This is a genomic window from Vibrio sp. 1167, from assembly GCF_033340375.1.
Classification (GTDB): domain Bacteria; phylum Pseudomonadota; class Gammaproteobacteria; order Enterobacterales; family Vibrionaceae; genus Vibrio; species Vibrio alginolyticus.
This window is the reverse complement of the sequence record NZ_JAWOWK010000008.1, coordinates 18,275-35,749: the sequence shown is the minus strand read 5'-3', so window position 1 is coordinate 35,749 and position 17,475 is coordinate 18,275. Positions and strand designations below refer to the sequence as shown.

At 40.5% G+C, this 17,475-nt stretch carries 14 protein-coding genes; 7 read left to right on the top strand and 7 right to left on the bottom strand.

Translation table 11 applies throughout. The features are described 5' to 3' along the window. Window positions 1-285: 285 nt before the first annotated feature. The 3 genes from R7Z78_RS16940 to R7Z78_RS16930 form a co-directional block, all read right to left on the bottom strand. Window positions 286-1,215 (bottom strand): LysR family transcriptional regulator, encoded by a 930-nt coding sequence (locus tag R7Z78_RS16940; RefSeq protein WP_104975342.1) that lies wholly within the window; start codon window positions 1,213-1,215, stop codon window positions 286-288. Between the two features lie 145 nt (window positions 1,216-1,360). After that, window positions 1,361-4,501, bottom strand: a complete 3,141-nt coding sequence (locus R7Z78_RS16935; RefSeq protein WP_104975341.1) for an efflux RND transporter permease subunit — start codon at window positions 4,499-4,501, stop codon at window positions 1,361-1,363. 12 nt (window positions 4,502-4,513) lie between these two features. Continuing rightward, complete coding sequence (locus tag R7Z78_RS16930; RefSeq protein WP_053304410.1) at window positions 4,514-5,683, bottom strand: efflux RND transporter periplasmic adaptor subunit; 1,170 nt, start codon at window positions 5,681-5,683, stop codon at window positions 4,514-4,516. Between the two features lie 378 nt (window positions 5,684-6,061). On the opposite strand from R7Z78_RS16930, the gene R7Z78_RS16925 reads away from it, so the two are divergent. After that, entirely contained in the window at window positions 6,062-6,985 is a 924-nt protein-coding gene (locus R7Z78_RS16925) for a LysR family transcriptional regulator (protein WP_005377321.1), read from the top strand. Window positions 6,986-7,125: 140 nt separating this feature from the next. Further along, complete coding sequence (locus tag R7Z78_RS16920) at window positions 7,126-8,100, top strand: porin (RefSeq protein WP_005377322.1); 975 nt, start codon at window positions 7,126-7,128, stop codon at window positions 8,098-8,100. A 611-nt stretch (window positions 8,101-8,711) separates the two neighbouring features. Here R7Z78_RS16920 and R7Z78_RS16915 read toward each other — a convergent pair. Next, entirely contained in the window at window positions 8,712-9,056 is a 345-nt protein-coding gene (locus tag R7Z78_RS16915; protein WP_005377323.1) for a DUF3316 domain-containing protein, read from the bottom strand. 461 nt (window positions 9,057-9,517) lie between these two features. Here R7Z78_RS16915 and R7Z78_RS16910 point away from each other — a divergent pair, with 461 nt between their 5' ends. The 4 genes from R7Z78_RS16910 to R7Z78_RS16895 all read left to right on the top strand — a co-directional run bounded on the left by R7Z78_RS16910 (window position 9,518) and on the right by R7Z78_RS16895 (window position 13,317). Then, window positions 9,518-10,306, top strand: a complete 789-nt coding sequence (locus R7Z78_RS16910) for a transporter substrate-binding domain-containing protein (RefSeq protein ID WP_005377324.1) — start codon at window positions 9,518-9,520, stop codon at window positions 10,304-10,306. Window positions 10,307-10,441: 135 nt separating this feature from the next. Continuing rightward, on the top strand, window positions 10,442-11,389 hold the full coding sequence (locus R7Z78_RS16905) for an amino acid ABC transporter permease (protein ID WP_054579516.1): 948 nt from the start codon (window positions 10,442-10,444) through the stop codon (window positions 11,387-11,389). A gap of 14 nt (window positions 11,390-11,403) precedes the next feature. Further along, the gene (locus R7Z78_RS16900; protein ID WP_005377326.1) at window positions 11,404-12,138 is read left to right on the top strand and encodes an amino acid ABC transporter ATP-binding protein; all 735 of its coding nucleotides are present in this window, start codon (window positions 11,404-11,406) and stop codon (window positions 12,136-12,138) included. A 276-nt stretch (window positions 12,139-12,414) separates the two neighbouring features. After that, complete coding sequence (locus R7Z78_RS16895) at window positions 12,415-13,317, top strand: homocysteine S-methyltransferase family protein (protein WP_104975340.1); 903 nt, start codon at window positions 12,415-12,417, stop codon at window positions 13,315-13,317. A 147-nt stretch (window positions 13,318-13,464) separates the two neighbouring features. Here R7Z78_RS16895 and R7Z78_RS16890 read toward each other — a convergent pair whose 3' ends face one another. Continuing rightward, a complete protein-coding gene (locus R7Z78_RS16890) occupies window positions 13,465-14,457 on the bottom strand; it encodes a zinc-binding dehydrogenase (protein ID WP_104975339.1) in 993 nt (330 codons plus the stop codon). Between the two features lie 345 nt (window positions 14,458-14,802). On the opposite strand from R7Z78_RS16890, the gene R7Z78_RS16885 reads away from it, so the two are divergent. After that, window positions 14,803-15,876: a permease gene (locus R7Z78_RS16885; protein ID WP_250154148.1), complete on the top strand. Its 1,074-nt coding sequence runs from the start codon at window positions 14,803-14,805 to the stop codon at window positions 15,874-15,876. 98 nt (window positions 15,877-15,974) lie between these two features. Here the strand turns inward: R7Z78_RS16885 and R7Z78_RS16880 are convergent, their stop codons facing one another. Together R7Z78_RS16880 and R7Z78_RS16875 are read right to left on the bottom strand one after the other, a co-directional pair. Beyond that, entirely contained in the window at window positions 15,975-16,736 is a 762-nt protein-coding gene (locus R7Z78_RS16880; protein WP_005388903.1) for a transporter substrate-binding domain-containing protein, read from the bottom strand. A gap of 120 nt (window positions 16,737-16,856) precedes the next feature. Then, complete coding sequence (locus R7Z78_RS16875) at window positions 16,857-17,375, bottom strand: cysteine hydrolase family protein (RefSeq protein ID WP_054579520.1); 519 nt, start codon at window positions 17,373-17,375, stop codon at window positions 16,857-16,859. Between the last annotated feature and the right edge of the window lie 100 nt (window positions 17,376-17,475).

Below are 17,475 nucleotides of genomic sequence, written 5' to 3'. Positions count from 1 at the left end.
TTGCTAACGTATAAATAACCAAAAAAATAAGATAAGATATTTTATATACTAACAAACTAGTGACCGAGGTGTGTTTTTCTTCAATATACATCGTAACTTGTATAGGTGATGGATTTGTTAGTATTATAAATCAAGAATTTTTTATATTTAGTGAATTAAGCGCCATTTAGAATGGAACTTAATTCACCTAACATTAAACTTCGATGAATATTAAACGTTGCTGGTTTAATTTATTGATTTTATTTGACTTTTTATTTTATGTTAATTTTGGTTAAATAGAATAACCTAGCTTTTATTGAAATGCTTTTCCCATATTGGTGGTATGCCAATTTCTTCTTGAATGATATCAATGAATGCCCTAACCAATGGTGATTGCTGACGGTGTGAGTACATGGCATAAATATCACCAAAATCTTGAGTTTCATATTCTGGTAAAAGTTGAACTAAATTAGAAGACTCTAGGTTGTTAGGAAGCATAAATTGACCTATAAGTGCTGCGCCCAGACCTGACTTTACGCTTTCAATTATTAGCTCAGCTTCATTTACCATGTATGACCCTGATATTGGGTATGTATCTAAACCATCTGATTTTGCTTTGTCGTAGAATTTAAGTTTATCGACAATAAAATTACCATTTGAATAAATAATAAAAGGTAGCTTAACTAACTCATCCGGCGTTTCTGGGTTACCATGTTTTTCAATTAAATTTCGAGAAGCAATGATTGCAGTCGTATTTTTTGCTAATTTTCTTGCTACCATTGATGAATCCCTCATAGGTCCGATTCGAAAAGCAATATCAAAATTACTTCTAATCACGTCTACATGAAGATCATCTAGCATTAGTTCAACACTTGCTTTTGGGTACTTATGTAAAAACTTCTCTATCGAAGGTTGTAGATAGAGTTTTCCAAATAATGTTGAGCTTGAAATTCGTACTTTCCCTGAAGGCTCAGTCTGAAAGTTCTCCGCTATTTGTTGAGTATCATCAAGGAGTTGAGATATTTGGTCTGCTTTTTCAACTATTTGCTGGCCGACTTGTGTTAATGAAAGAGAGCGAGTCGTTCTGTTTAATAGCCTAACTCCTAAGTGCTCTTCTAACTGCTTGATGTGTTTAGACAAAACAGAGCGGTCGATATTCATCCCATCTGCTGCTTTTGCAAAAGATCCAGCTTTAGAGACTTCTAAAAGCAGGTGTAGTTTATTTGCTAAATCCACAATGTTTATCCAAGTTAGATATTAGCGTATTAGTTTCATGTATAACTACTGCTCTGTCTAGAAATTATTAATATACTTAATAACCAAAAGAAAAGGGAGCAATAGCTCCCTTTAGTATGAATTTAAATGAGTATTTATATTATGGTTATAGTGTTTGACGTTTTTTGTTTCGGCTCACTAACATGTAAAAAACAGGTGTGAGTAGTAATCCAAATACCGTTACGCCTACCATACCCGAGAATACGGCAATACCCATTGCTTGTCGCATTTCCGCTCCGGCCCCTGTACCAATCATTAATGGAATAACACCAGCGGTAAATGCAATTGATGTCATTAGAATCGGTCGAAGACGTAAACGACATGCTTCCAAAATCGCTGATAAGGTATCTTGGCCATTGTCTGTAAGTTCTTTAGCGAACTCCACCATCAAGATGGCATTTTTACACGCTAGAGCCACAAGGACAATCAAAGCAATTTGTGTGAATATATTGTTGTCACCACCAATGAACCAAACACCTGCTAGTGCAGAAAAAATGGTCATAGGAACGATCAAAATGATAGCGAATGGCAGTTTTAAACTCTCGTACTGCGAAGCTAGCACCATGAAAACTAACAAAACAACAAGTGGGAATATATACACCATCGTGTTACCAGCCAAAATCTGCTGGTAGGTTACATCAGTCCATTCATAAACCATTCCCTCTGCTAGGTTTTGATCCAGTACTTCCTCAATAGCCGTTTGGGCTTGGTCAGAACTGTAACCAAAAGCAGGACTGCCGTTTAGTTCTGCACTAGGGTAGCCGTTATAGTGCATCACGCGGTCAGGCCCAATCGTGGGTATGATCTCCAGTACAGCGCCGAGAGGAACCATTTGTCCGGCAGCATTTCTTACTTTGTAGTTAAGTATTTGGTCAGGTTCGAGACGATAGTTCATGTCTGCCTGGGCATTCACTTTGTATGTTCTACCAAACATATTGAAGTCATTGACGTATAATGATCCTAAATAAACTTGAAGCGCATCAAAAACCTGCTCTAGAGGAACACCTTGCAGCATCGCTTGTTCACGATCTATTTGGATGTCCATCTGCGGCACTTGTATACGAAATGTGGAATATAATCCCATCAGCTCGGGTCTTGTTGATGCCTCACGTATTACCAAGTTCAATTGCTTGAAGAGCTCATCAAACCCCTTGTTCGCACGGTCTTCGATTTGAAGCTTAAAGCCGCCAGTAGATCCAAGTCCTTGGATTGGTGGTGGTGGAAAAATCGCAACGAAGGCTTCATCAATAATTGAAAAGCTCTTATTTAAAGATGCAACAATCGCATTTGCGCCGAGAGTTGGATCATTTCGTTTATCGAAGTCCTCAAGCGTAACAAAAACGATGCCACTATTCGGACTGTTAGTAAAACCATTGACCGATAAGCCTGGGAAAGAAATGGTTTGTGCTACGCCAGGTGTTGCCAGCGCGAGGTTTTCCATTTCTTTAATAACGGACTCTGTTCTATCTAAACTTGCTGCATCTGGAAGTTGGGCGATCGCAACTAAATACTGCTTATCTTGTTGAGGAATGAATCCTCCAGGAACCGCTTTGAATAGAGAAACCGTTCCCCCGAGTAACGCAATGTATACCACCACAACAACAAGGCTAAAGCGAATCAGCTTCTTGACCAGAGCTTGATATTGGTTCGAGCTGTACTCAAAAATTCTATTGAATGGCGCAAAAACATACTTACCAAAAACCGCATCCAATAGCTTGGTTAGCCGATCGGGTTTTGCGTTCTTATCTTGTAATAGCAGTGCTGATAAAGCAGGCGATAACGTCAACGAGTTAATTGCTGAAATAATCGTCGAGATCGTAATTGTTAGTGCGAACTGCTTATAAAACTGACCGGATAACCCTGTAATAAAGGTCGTCGGGATGAACACCGCACATAACACTAAAGCAATTGCAATAATTGGCCCGGTAACTTCGGTCATTGCTTGTTTCGTTGCTTCTAGTGGTGCAAGACCATTATGGATGTTCCGTTCCACGTTTTCGACGACGACAATGGCGTCATCGACGACGATGCCTATGGCGAGAACAAGTCCAAACAACGAAAGCGTGTTAATCGATACTCCGAGCATTTGCATTACGGCGAACGTACCGATTAATGAAACAGGCACCGCAATGATAGGGATGATAGACGCGCGCCATGTTTGCAAAAACAAAATGACTACAACAACAACTAGTACAATTGCCTCTAGCAGAGTATGAACCACCGCGTCTATCGAACCACGAACAAAGACGGTCGGGTCGTAGGCTATTTCATATGAAACTCCAGCTGGAAAGGCTGTTTGTAAACGGTCCATGGTTGAACGAACCTGATTAGATAGCTCAATAGCATTAGCACCAGGGCGCTGGAATACGGGCATCGCCACCGCTGGTTTACCATTTAACAAGGCGCGCAGTGCATAAGAGTTTTGACCTAGCTCTACGCGTGCAACGTCTTTAAGACGTGTCAAAGCCCCTGTTTCGTCAACTTTTACTACAATGTCGTTGAATTCATCAATATTCTCCAAGCGGCCTTTTACGTTCAACAAAACTTGGAATTGGTTTTCATTAGCGGCTGGTTGCGCACCTAATGAGCCTGCTGCCACCTGTTGGTTTTGAGATCGGACGGCGGAGACAACGTCCATTACGGTTAGATTTCTAGAAGCGAGCTCATCTGGATTTAACCACAAGCGCATTGAGTACTCGTCACCACCGAAAAGGCGCACATCACCGACGCCTCCGAGCCGAGCTATCTCATCTTTCAAGTTTAAATTAGCGTAGTTAGCTAAATAACTGACTTCACGGCTAGAATCTGGAGAATATATATGCACAACCATAGTGAGATCAGGAGAGGCTTTTTCGGCAACAACTCCTAACCGTTGGACGGCTTCTGGTAATCGGGGCAAAGCTGTAGTGACGCGGTTTTGAATTTGAACCTGAGCTTTGTCCAAGTCCGTACCTAAAGCAAAGGTTACGGTCAATGTCATTCTGCCGTCACTGGTTGCCTGCGAAAACATATATAACATGTTTTCTGTACCATTAATTTCTTGCTCCAGAGGCGTAGCAACTGTTTCTGCGATTACTTTTGGGTTCGCACCAGGATAGTTTGCTGTAACTACCACTGTAGGAGGGACAACCTCTGGATATTCACTCACAGGCAACTGTAAAAGTGAAATTGCGCCTACTATTAATATCAATAGCGATAACATAGAGGCAAATATGGGTCTTTGAATAAAAAAGTGTGCAAATTTCATTCGGTTGTCTTCTTAGTCTTGAGCTAAACGTTTGTTTGGCAACGATGTTGAGTTTGAAGCCATAATCAATGAAGTGTTGCTAATATCTAGCGTGACATTTTTTGGTGTGACTTTGCTATTTGGGCCAACTTTTGCTGGGCCATTTACCGCAATAATTGAGTCGGCGTTCAAGCCATTCTCGATGGCACGAAATGTTCCGTAACGTTCGCCTAAGGTTACGATGCTGTATTGCAACGTATTCTCTTCATTGAGTGTTAATACAAAGCGGTTTTCTAGATCTGTGCCAATAGAACGCTCTGGAACGAGAACTCGTTCAACTGGTTTGGTTGTTGATATCTGAACTCGGCCAAACGATCCCACTTTTAAGTTTGATTTTGTTGCATCGAATACCGCTCGAACCTGCAAAGTACCGGTGTTTTCGTTGATGGAGTTGTCGACAAAGTCAACGCGTCCAAAAAACTCTTGCCCATTTTGTCCAGATAGTTCAAGACGAGTAGGTAAGTTAGAGTCGGCATTGATTGTCGAGAAGTAACGGTTCCAAGTTCGCTCATCGACATCAAAGTATGCATATACCTGATCGTTAGAGACAATGTTTGATATAACGCTTTGATTTGCGTTTACATTGTTTCCTTTAGTAATGAATGCTCTTGAAATAGTGCCGCTAATAGGGGCATATATCTTCGTAAACTCAAGATCTAACTTTGCGGATTCTAACTGAGCACGCAAAGCCATTAGTTCTGCAGAGCGTTGTTTTACTGCGGTATCTCGGGCCTCTGCTTGTTCCGCTGAGATGGCCTTTCGCTTAACAAGTTGAGCGGCTCTCTTTTGTTCGTTTGCTGCTTGCTCTAGCGCAGCTCGAGCACTCTTAACTTGCGCTTCAAGTCGTGAGACCTGAGCTTTGAAGGTTCGATCATCAAGAGTGACGAGTAAGTCGCCTTTGTTGACACTCTGTCCGTCTTTGAACTCTACCGTTTCAATAACACCGGAAACGCGTGGCATTAAAGAAACTTTCTCTGGGGCTTGGAGCCTTGTTGTAAAGGTGAACCACGATTGAACGGGCTCATAGATGACTTTGGAGACGTCTATCGTAGGTAAGGGAGTATTAGGTTGTTTGGTTATCTCTTCGTCTGCACAAGCAGCTAAAACGGATAAAAGGCCAATGCCGAAAACTTTCTTTAACATTTGTCGCGCCCTAAATGATTCTGTTCATACTAAAAGGAACGGCATTGTATTCATTGTACCTATGGGTAAATAGGCCCTCAGCGAACATAGAGTAGTGATAAAAATGCACGATTAAATATTGGTCAAAATGCTCGCTTTTTGGTTTGAAAAAGGTCAGTTTAGGGTTTTAAAGACGTGGAGTATTGTTAAATGTAATAAGCCATAATAGATAGGAATAACTAAACAGAAGCTAAAGATAGCGACGAAAATTAAAGCTTTTTTAATTCGTGCATTATTTGCAACTCACTGATGCAATTTGAACCATAAAAAATTGAAATTAATTTTGTAAAATCCATTTCCCATCACATAAAGAATAAAAACTAAATAAGGAATTGTGCAGTGGATCTCGCAAGCCAACTTGAATTACTACTGGATGTCTCTGAATACGGAACTTTTGCTAAGGCTGCTGACAGAAATCATATAGATCGTTCAGCTTTGTCAAAACAGATCAAAAAGCTAGAGGATGAATTGGGCTTACGGCTGTTAAACCGTTCCACGCGTTCGCTATCCCTGACCAATGCAGGTGTTGAGATGGTGGCGCAAGCCAAGAAAGTAAGAGAGGTTCTAACCGAAACTCGTAGTATTGCTGCTACATTTCAGGATGAACCGAAGGGTAACTTGAAAATATCAAGCTCCACTTTCTTTGGCAGAGCATACTTAAATCAGGCAGTTAAAGAGTTTATAAAACAGTACCCAAACATTACTGTAGAGCTGCTGCTCGATGATAATCGAGTCGATGTTATCCACGAAGGTTTTGACGTTGTGTTTCGTATCGGACCAATCCGAGAGTCCAACATGATAGTACGTAAGTTGGCAAGCAATAATATGGCACTGGTTGCATCAAAGAGTTTTATTGACAAGTATGGAACTCCGAGCTCTCCCGAAGAGCTTATAAAAATGCCAGCAGTAATATACTCTAATGCTAACTTTAAGGCGGATAAGCTACGTATAGCGCCAAGCCAGTCATCAAGCGACGTTAGAACGTATAATATCAACGGGCAGTACTTCGTGAATGAAACTGAGTTAATGCTCGATGCCGTAAAATCTGATCTAGGGTATGCTTTAATAGGGCAGTTCTTTCTTCAGGAGAGTTTGAGTAAACAAGATCTTGTACAGTTGCTTCCTGATTATAATCTTCCCGCAATAGGGGAAATATATGCAATGTATACTCACCGAAATCAACAACCATTAGCCAAACTGTTCATTGATACTGTTCAAAAAATAATAGGGACGCCTCCTGTTTGGATGGATTATCTCAACTAATATGAGTACTAGGACATAATGTTTTAGATTGAGGGCTTGTTTATATTTATCCATAGAATATGGTTGAATTTGCACTTTAAAAATAATTGCCACTGTTCATAATTTCACTCGATTCAAACAACACAAGTAGTGGTAATTAAATGAAAATGACAAGAACGTCGATCGCAATCGCAGCACTTTTCTCTGCAAGTGCTGCAAATTCAGCCGTAGTTTATGAAGATCAAGAATCAGTGTTAAATATTCATGGCCGAGCGCAAGGGATGTATTATTTCTCTGATGATAAAAATGCTGACGGAGATAATAGCTACATTCGTGTAGGACTTTCAGGTGAGTCTAAAATAAATGAAGATCTTTATGCCTTCGGCTTATATGAGTTGGAATTTAAGTCTAATCGCAGAGATGCTGATGGGATTGAAGATGATGAATTTGATATCCGAAAAGGCTATGTAGGAGTTGGTGCAGATTACGGAACAGTAAGTTATGGACGTCAATACGGTGCGGTCACTTTAGTATCTGATTACACGGATATTTTCCCGGAGTTTGGTAATGAAGCTGCTGGCGTAAGTGCGGATCTATATGGTACCGGTCGCTCCGATTCAGTATTTAAGCTAACGACAAGCTATGAAGGTTTGAATATTCATGTTAGCTATCAGGCTGAAAACGATGAAGTGTCAACAGATGCAGCTTCTTATGGTGCGGCGGCGGACTACAAGTTGCCATATGGCTTCAAAGTTGCGCTTGGTTACAACGAAGGTGAAGGGCAATCGGGTGCAGAAGATGCAGAGCTGCTAACGGGTGCTATTGCATTTGAATACGACAAGTTTTATGCCTCTGTTTTATACAGTGATGGTGAAAACTGGGCTAAAGATGGTTCTGAAAGTAATATTGATTACACCGGTATTGAAGCAGTTGCCACTTATGAAGTAACAGATAAGCTTTGGGCACTAGTTGGATATAACAATCTAGAGCGTGATGATGAAGATGTCGTCGATTACTACTCACTAGGTGCAGAGTACGATTTGACTTCTAATTTTAAAGCACTAGCAGAATACAGAATTACAGATGTAGACAATGAAGACGATATTCTTGCAATAGCTGCGAGATATTCATTCTAAAAAATTAATAAAGCTAAAAAGCCTGAAACTATTTTCAGGCTTTTTTATTTATCGGTGTAATTTCATAAGTGCTGATTTTCATCCATATATAATGGATTATATTGATCGTTACTTGTTTAAGTGTTTTGAATATAATGGTTTTGTTAGCTAGTCCACTGCTAGTTTTCATTTTCATATTTTTTGAATGATGTATTTTTTCTTTGGCAACAAGAAGTGTCTTGTTGCCTTTTTTTATTTTCACGCTTTATGGTTAATTAAAACGAAAAAAGTAGTTTTATATATTGCTATAAACGAGAAAAATGTAAAGACAATTGTCGATCTTAGATTTAGTTAATCTTCATAGAAATTTAAACTCAATTTCAAGTGTCTTTTTCATTTAAGTGATGTGGAGTCCATAAGACGCACCAAGCGAATGACAAAGTGCCAAACGACGAAATGTATCTCAATGAAGATTGGAAAAAAGATTCTTATGTAAACGATAGAGGTAGGGATTGATACTGCTTATGTAAGGAGAGAGCGATTTATGAAAAGCCGTCGTTTCAATATGATTAGACACCTTTACTTTCTTAAAATAGGAAGGGCTCTAAGAAAGTAAAGGTGCAGATGATTTTTTAGTTTTTACCGCCGTCACTTGTTCTGAAGTGATAATCGAAGTTTATGATTGCACGATATTTAACTTCATCACGGTTAAGTGCGTACTCTTCAACTCTCACCTTACTATCATCGATTGCAATATCACGAGGGAAACCGCTTCCAATGATGTTTAGACGATTTCTAAGTTCATGTTTTGATAGCGTTTGGTATTCATCGACAAGATCAAACGCAGAGCTATAAGCGGCATCTTTTGTCGTAAAGTCATTGAGAACAACTTTGTTTGTAGAGTGTTCGACATGAATACCAGCAGTAGCAGATAAACTGAATAATAATAGTGATGAGAGCGTCATTAGTTTTTTCATATAGTCACCTTTTTATTTGTATTACAAAGTCAAGATGTCCAACGAATCCTTGTTAATATCTCTCGACAAAGGTGATAGTGCCACTATAGAAATGTGCTGTACATCACATTTGTGACCATTGACTATGGAAGAATTGTCAACAATAAAACTCAAGCACTTTTGACATTACGGTCAATGTGAAAAAGCGAATATCTGTATGGTTTCGTTAATAATTAAACCACTCTCGGAAACGCTGACTATTCAGTCAAAGCTTATGTTTCTTGTCGTTATAGTGACCTGCCTACAACTTAATCACTTAATGCATGCAATTCAATTGCAATGGCTTGGTATAGATTTTCATTCAAATCTTCCAGCTTAGTAACGATCCTACAAATTCTAGTGATTAAAAAGTCATTGTTTGTGGTTTTTTATTCTTTTGTCGTGTATAAAAAAACTTTACAACAAATGATAAAGGAATATCCATGAAAAAGTTATTGTGTTTTGCTGCACTGGGGTTAGCTGTTTCGACGACGGTTAATGCAGACCCAATTTTAGACGACATCAAAAGTACAGGGGAGCTAAAAGTCTGCTTTGATTCTGGGTATATGCCTTTTGAAATGACAGCAAAAAATGGGCAGTACATCGGGTTTGATATCGATTTGGGTAAGCAAATGGCGCGTGCCATGGATGTTAAGTTTGTGCCGGTAAACACTTCATGGGATGGCATTATCCCAACACTGTTGACTGGTAAGTGTCACATGATTATGGGCGGGATGACTATCACACCTATGCGAAATACTCAGGTGAATTTCGCTGATCCCTATGTGGTTATTGGTCAATCCATTCTCGTAGATCTCAAACATGAAGGTAAAGTGTCTAGTTACCGAGATCTCAATAGTCCAGAATATGTTGTTGCAACTAAGCTTGGGACAACGGGTGAGCAAGCGGTAAAACGATACCTTCCGAAAGCTAAGATAAATCTATACGAAACTCAGTCTGAAGCGGTACTTGAGGTTGCCAACGGAAAGGTAGATGCGTTTGTTTATGACTTTCCTTACAACTCTATTTATGTGGCGGAAAACAAAGGGCAGTTAATGCACTTGGCTAAACCGTTTACTTACGAGCCTTTGGGTTGGGCTGTGCCGCAAGGAAATCCAGATACGCTTAACTTCTTAAACAACTATTTACGTCAAATTAAGGGCGATGGAACTTACGATCGCATTTACGATAAGTGGTTTAACGACGATAAATGGTTAAAGCAAGTTAAGTAATCATATTGTTATTGTAGAGGAGCGGTTAGCTTCTGGCTTGGTTCATCGCCAACCAAACGGTTCGCGCTGTGAAGCTAACGCTTTTCTTTATTCAAATACCCAACCAACTTTAATCAAAGTCATTCTCGGAATCACATGCAAAATAACTTTAAATCCTTATTGTGGAACGCTGTTTTTGTTCTTGTTTTGCTATCAATTTGCGGTCTTGTCTATCTGTCAGGTAAGCGAATCGATTACAGCTGGAATTGGGAGCGTGTCCTTCCTTATATTGCCACTAACGCTGCTTCATCCATTACCGCGCCTGTCGATGGGAACATCATTCTCGACGAGAATAACCAACTGGCTCTGGAGAGTATTCATGGTGATATTGTTCTTGAACTAAGCCAATATAAGTCTGTCGACGTCTATGAAGGTGATCTTATTTTTGAAGGAGATACCTTAGCAACTATAAAAGAGTGGCGCTCTGGCCCAATTTTAGATGGTGTTGTGACGACCATTAAAATCTCACTCTGGTCACTTATCATTGCTCTAGCGTTGGGCTTAGTTGTCGGACTAATGCGTATATCCAGCAATCTGGCATTAAAAAAGCTGGCGCTTGTGTATGTCGAGGTCATTCGTGGAACGCCTCTTTTAGTACAGATTTTTATCGTTTACTTCTTTATTGGTACTGTGCTTGACCTTGAGCGTTTTACTGCGGGAGTGATAGCGCTCTCCGTGTTTACCGCCGCTTACGTCGCAGAAATTGTGCGGTCAGGAATCCAGTCAATCCCAAGAGGACAAATGGAAGCGGCGCGTTCACTAGGAATGAATTATCCCAAAGCGATGATTTATGTCATTTTACCTCAAGCGTTTAAGCAGACATTACCTCCCTTAGCCGGGCAGTTTATCAACCTGATAAAAGATTCCTCACTCGTCTCCGTGATCTCGATTACTGATCTGACAAAAGCGGGCAGGGAAGTCGTAAGTGGTAGTTTTGCCCCATTTGAAGTTTGGTTTACCGTTGCGGCCCTTTATTTGCTTCTAACTAGTACCTTATCTTGGGCAATACAAACGTTAGAAAAGAAATTGGCAGCAAGTGATTAATGGTGGAGTCATTAATGGAATACATTATTTCAGCAAAAACAATTAATAAAATTTACCCTAATGGCTGCCATGCGCTCAAGGACGTATCGGTAAATGTAGAAAAAGGGGAAGTGATTGTCATCGTAGGACCGTCAGGTTCTGGTAAGTCAACATTCTTACGGACGATCAATCAATTAGAGACAATAAACAGTGGGTCTATTATCGTAGATGGTATCGATATGTACCACAAATCTACGGATATCAATAAACTACGCGCTGATGTGGGCATGGTATTTCAAGGCTTCAACCTTTTTCCACATAAAACGGCGATAGAGAACGTCATGTTAGCACCTTTAAAGGTTTCTAAACGTGACCCTGAATCGGTGAAGAAAGAAGCAAAAGATTTGCTTTATAAAGTCGGTCTGTCGGAGAGAATGGATAATTATCCTAATCATTTATCGGGTGGACAGCAGCAGCGCGTCGCAATCGCTCGTGCGTTAGCAATGAAACCCAACATTATGTTGTTTGATGAACCCACATCAGCACTAGACCCTGAAATGGTTGGAGAAGTTCTTGATGTGATGAAAGATTTGGCCAAGGACGGAATGACCATGGTCGTGGTTACTCATGAAATGGGTTTCGCAAAAGAGGTCGCTGATAGGGTGTTGTTTATGGAAGATGGTGAGCTTTTGGTTTCTGACTCTCCTGAGCGATTTTTTGATAACCCCTCCAATCCTAGATTGCAGAAATTTTTATCTAAGGTCTTATAATAAAAAGAAAATTTGATTGAGGGTTAGCCCCTCAATCACTTCATGCACTATTGTGGCTCGTAACGCCCGCCTCGCCGAGAGACATAGATAATGGGCTTTTTACTCGAAGTTAATGGCGATAACATTAGCTTGGTCCGAATGAAAGGTCTGGTAAATACTAAAGTGTTTAATCAGCCATTAAGTCTTTGTTCACTTTAAACATAACAATTTCATTTTGAATTGATAAAAATTTTGTTTGAATAGAGCTTATGGATGTTTGGCGGTATGGATGTCTAAATGAAGAAAGTAACAATTTTAGATGGTGGCATGGGGCGAGAGTTGAAACGTATTGGCGCCCCTTTTTCTCAGCCGCTTTGGAGTGCACAAGCGCTAATTGAATCACCACAACATGTAAAAATGGCCCATGAGAATTTCATAGACGCTGGCGCAGAGATTATCACTGTCAACAGTTATGCATGTGTCCCATTTCACTTAGGCGAGGAACTCTATGCAAAACGGGGGACTGAGTTAGCAAAATCTGCAGCTAAAATTGCCAGAGATGTAGTCACCAGCTCTAACGATAGAGTGCTCGTTGCGGGCTCTCTTCCTCCTGTAATGGGGTCTTACAGGCCTGAATTATTCGAGCCGAAAAGGGCACTGGAAGTGGCTTCTGAGTTATTTGAAGCTCAAGATCAATATGTTGATATTTGGTTAGCTGAGACCGTGTCTAGCCTCGCTGAAGTTGAAGTTCTATCAATAATTTTAGCCAAAACAGATAAGCCCAATTATCTTGCTTTCACCTTAATGGATGAGCCTAACTCTTTGCCTCGCCTTCGCTCAGGGGAATCTCTTAAAGTCGCGGTTAATACGCTGTTGAAAACAAATGTTTCAGGTATCTTTTTCAATTGCTCTATTCCTGAAGTTGTCGAGCAAGCGATCATTGATACACAAGCAGTATTGTGTGAGTCAGGTAGAGAATTGACGATAGGTGTTTTCGCAAATAGCTTTGCTCCGATAAAGCAAGCGCACCAAGCCAACGAGACCATTCAGGAAGTTCGTCATTTCTCTCCGACTGAATATCTTGAGTATGCTAAAAAGTGGCATGCGCAGGGAGCGAGCATTATTGGTGGTTGCTGTGGGATTGAACCACGTCATATTAAATTGCTAGCGACTTGGAGAGACACTCTCGAAAACGCTTAATTTTGGTGAAGCGCAGGGAAGTATGGCAAGAGGTTTTGTTTTTCATTCATCGTTATAGACAAAATAAAGGTCTTTCATATCTGGCAAAGTAACAAGATGCTTTAACTTGCTCATTACTTTGCCAGTTTTCCTCGAGATCTTTATTAATTATTTTTGGTTCAGATTAACGACAATCTTTCCAACTGTTCTCTGATTTCGCATGTCCAAGAGTGCGTTACCTACATCCTCTAAGCCGATGATCTTCAGTTTCGGTACTTCCAATTCTCCATTTTCTAATAGCTCAGACACTTCCTTTCCGGCATTAACGATACTTGCAAACCCTCTCTCGCCAAAGACATGACCAGAGCCCAAACTTATTTGGTGGAAGCCCAAGCCTTTTAAGAAGGCATCTGGATATTGAGAAGGGTCGACAGTCTTGACGAGCTCCACCATTTCTCCCTCAAAGGTTAATACCGAGGCTGCAATTCGGTCGTTATCACCGCCTACACAATCGAGTGCAACCTCAACGCCATGATTTCCGGTAATGTCCATTACTCGTTGAACTACATCTTCATGATGATAATCAATCGTATGGGTTGCTCCTAACGAGGACAAATATGCGTGATTAGCTTCTGAACTAGTAGCAATGATCTGTTCAACACCAAATGTCTTTGCTAACTGAATAGCAAAGCTTCCAACGCCGCCAGCACCTCCGGCGATAAAAATGCTGCTTCGATTTGAAATATCGAGCTTGTCTACCAAAGCGCGATATGCGGTCCAGGCTGCGCAAGGTGTAGATGCTGCTACTTCAACCGGAACCTGAGGGTGTTTTATAAGCGTTCTTGAATCATGGATAGCAAATTCAGCGAATCCTCCGTGATGGCGTCTCATGTTTCCGTGATACAACACTTTATCGCCAACCTTCCAATCAACGACCGCATCGCCTACAGAGACTATTTCTCCTGATACGTCTAACCCGCCAACAAAATTGTTATCCATGTTAGTGACCATGTCTGACCAATAATGAATTTTTGCATCGACAGGGTTCAAACCAACAGCGTTAACTTTAACCAATACATCAAATTGGGTTTCTAGTTTTGGTGTAGGTAATTCGGATAAAGAGAAAGTATCTTTATCTCGTTGGTAAGTTATCGCTCTCATAGGTTTTCCTTATTATTAAGAATGGTCGAAAGTCATACTAGCTCAGAGCGTGGTGCTGCAATAATTATGGTTTTTTCTTATTTTGATAATTTTAGGTTATGTTTGATAAAAAGGATTCGAGATGCTCTGAAATTATCATCGACAACCAGTCTGCATAGCTAACGACATGTAACTTTTTGATAAGTATTGACTAGTCTTATTATTCCATTTTTATGGAAATATTTTGTTGATCTTTTGTTTTGTGATTCTATAATTCTAGAATCATCGAAATGAAAGCTTATCTATCAGGTAAGCTCGTTAGCGAAAATGACGAGGAGAGTAAATGTGAATACAGAAATTATAACTATGGCTAAAGAAGCGCTGGATATGTTTGCGTTTCTAGCAACCGAACTTATCATCTTATTTCTGGCAATTAGCTACATTGTCGGTGTGTTGCAAGATTTTCTAACGCCAGAAAAAATTCAATCTATTCTCAGCTCGAAAAAGGGTAAAGGTTACTTCATTGCTGCGTTGCTAGGTTCGATTACGCCTTTCTGTTCGTGTTCGACCATTCCTTTCTTAAAAGGCTTGTTGCGTGCAAGAGCAGGTTTTGGACCTATGATGGTGTTCCTATTTGCAAGCCCGTTGCTTAACCCAGTGATTATTGGCTTGTTTGTGGTGACTTTTGGTTGGAAAGTTGCGGTATTTTACTTTGCTATTGCGATGTCAGTATCAGTGGTAGCAGGCTATGTACTTGAAAAACTAGGGTTTGAGCGTTACGTCAAACCAGAAGCATATCAAGCGGTAGGTTCTTCTTCGTGCGGTACTTCTTGTGGCGATTCAAGCAAGAAAAAAGAAGAAGCGAGACCAGCATCAAGCTGTAGTACCAGCGCCTGCAATGAACCTACGCCAGTTGCGGCGAAAACATCTTGTTGTGGTGATGCACCAAAACCTGAACCTAAAGTGGAAGTGTCCTGCTGTTCATCAGACGGTAGTGCAACAGCGACAGTCGTGGAAGAGAAAGAGCCTAGCCGCTGGGTACGTATTTGGCAATCAACTTGGAAAGACTTTAAGCAAGTGTTCCCTTATCTCATGATGGGCATTGCGATTGGTTCATTTATCTATGGCTTCATCCCGACGGAGTTCATTGCGGAGTTCGCTGGTGAAGCGAAGTGGTACGCGATTCCGGTCGCAGCAATCATTGGTATTCCATTGTACATCCGTGCAGAGGCGGTCATTCCACTTAGCGCGGCACTAGTACAAAAAGGTATGGCTCTTGGATCTGTTATGGCGCTTATTATTGGTAGTGCTGGCGCAAGTCTTACAGAAGTAATTTTGTTGAAATCAATTTTTAAGAACCAGATGATTGCTGCCTTCCTAATCGTTATCTTAACGATGGCCATGGGAGCGGGTTACTTATATACCTGGGCTTTTTTATAAAAATAACCCTCGGGCGATTGCTCGAGGGCTCTGTTTTTGTCGCCATATAGGGAAAGGGAAGTTTCCTATACCGCGCAGGCTATAAAAAGATAAAGAGGTTACTCGTAAATACTATAGGAGAAATACTTGCTGGCGATGGTTTTATGCTTACCGCTCTGGATCAATTTTTGTATTCCGCTATCGAGTAATGCTTTTAATTCTTTGTCTTGTTTTCTCACTGCTACGCCAATGCCACGGCCGAACCACTTTTCCTCTGTAAACGCTGGTCCAGTAAAGTGATAGCCTTCACCTTGTGCAGTTTCAAGAAAACCAGCACTTAAACCGATTGAGCCGCCAAATACAGCATCTAACCGTCCATTGAGTAGATCAGTAAATGCCTCATCGAACGTACCATAACGACGAATATCAATATCTGGATACAAGGCCGAAAGGTACTTATCACCAATTGTGGCTCTTTGAACTCCAATAGATAAACGATTTAGGCTGCCGTCATCCATGTTGATTTCTCTATCATTTTTCATTACAAAACGAGTCGGTACTTTTGCATAAGGGACGGTGAAATCGACTTTCTTTTCTCGTTCTTCTGTGATTGTCATTGCAGCAATAATCGCATCGTTCTTGCGACTAAGGAGAGAAGGGATGATGCCATCCCAATCCATTTTTGAGATAACGCACTTTACTTCTAACTCTTTGCATAACGCGTTAGCGAGGTCGACTTCAAACCCTTCTAGCTTTCCCTCTTTTGTCGTCCAGCTAAATGGGGGGTAAGCCCCTTCAACAGTGAAGCGAATTTGTTTCCACTCTTTCGCATGGCTGAAAACTGAAAATAAGCTAATAAACAATACGACTATCCATTTCATAAACGTTTCCTTGTAACTATTTGGAAACCAATGTTTAACACAAAGTAAGCAAATATCAATGAAAGTGCATATATGTGTGACCTTTCGCCCGCATTGTGTGAGCGAAAGGTTTTACGTGTATTACAGCTTATCTTCAATAGTTACGAGGGGAACTCTCGTTGAGACAGCGTGAAGTGCAATGTTGTGAATCATTTCATCGACCGTGGTACAGCTATCCATTAAGATCGAAACATCATACTTGTCCGCAGATTTTGAGATAGCAGTATGTGTCACGCAGTTTTGTGTCATCATTCCGCATACAAGTAACTCCGTTACATTTTTGCTTGCCAATACTTCTTCTAAACGTGTTCCTTCAAAGCTATCTGCGAAGTGCTTTACCACGATTTCGGAATTCGGCGCTAAAGCAAGAACTTCTGGGTGAATATTGGCACCGTCGCTGCCTTCATTGAAGAATGGGGCAATACCCATGGCAGGGTCGGCAATATGCTGAATATGAATCACAGGAATGTTTTGCTCATTGGCTTTAGTTATTGCTCTCTTAACATTGTCTAAAGTCGATTCTGTATTCCATAAAGGAAACTTTCCTTCCGTGAAATAGTCGTTTTGCAAATCAATTACAAGTAGGGCTTTTTGAGTCATTTTCTTTTCCTTTTATTCAGGATCATTGCGATACGAATAATATAAAGACTTTTAGCCACCTTCTTTAGAGTCTAAAATGACACAAAAGAGTCAAAAAGCG